The following is a 571-nucleotide window of genomic DNA, read 5'->3' as shown; positions in this document are numbered from 1 at the left end:
CGGGTCGCGATATTGGGAGATCTCGTCGAACGTCGAATACTGGTACATCTCGAGCTTGAAATAGCTGGATTAGGACATTGGTCGCATAATTTAGCCGTGCATATAGGCTGATTAAGGCTTAGGGCACGGATTATTAGCGAACGACGGTATACAGTGTCAGCCTTGCGAAACCTGCCTCACTGCAGTCGCCTCAGTTACAAATGTCTGCTTTGTGGAAAGTGACCTGTCATCCCCGTATGTCTCGGATGAGGCGAAAGCAGCCTGTCTGCTCTGTTTCCGTCGAGGCAACAGGGGCATTCGCCTTCTTTCTGGTCTGGAAGACAATATTCTGTTTGCCCCGCAAAAGCTGATTATACACCGGTTACCCGGCTTGACGTTCATCCCTTCTATCTCGAGCGATCCTTCCGAGTGCATCGATAATTCTCGCATGGTCATGTCGCTGTCGAATAAAGCGACGCCCGGCCCGAACCATTCTGGCATGCGTCGTTGAGTCATCATGCAAACTGACGATCAGCGCAGCCAGTGCTTCAGCGGTTTCTCCTGTCGCGTCAGCAAAATCTCCGGGCAGTTC

At 51.8% G+C, this 571-nt stretch carries 1 protein-coding gene; it reads right to left on the bottom strand.

What is annotated here, in order from left to right; all coding sequences use genetic code 11:
• Positions 1–361: 361 nt before the first annotated feature.
• Positions 362–571, bottom strand: a 210-nt coding sequence (locus tag KP699_RS16320; protein WP_215763299.1) for a hypothetical protein, incomplete at its 5' end; no start/stop codon positions are given.

This window comes from Acetobacter sp. P1H12_c (genome assembly GCF_018811975.1).
GTDB classification, from domain to species: domain Bacteria; phylum Pseudomonadota; class Alphaproteobacteria; order Acetobacterales; family Acetobacteraceae; genus Acetobacter; species Acetobacter persici.
Note: the sequence above shows the minus strand (reverse complement) of the source record. Positions and strands in the feature narration are given on the sequence as shown.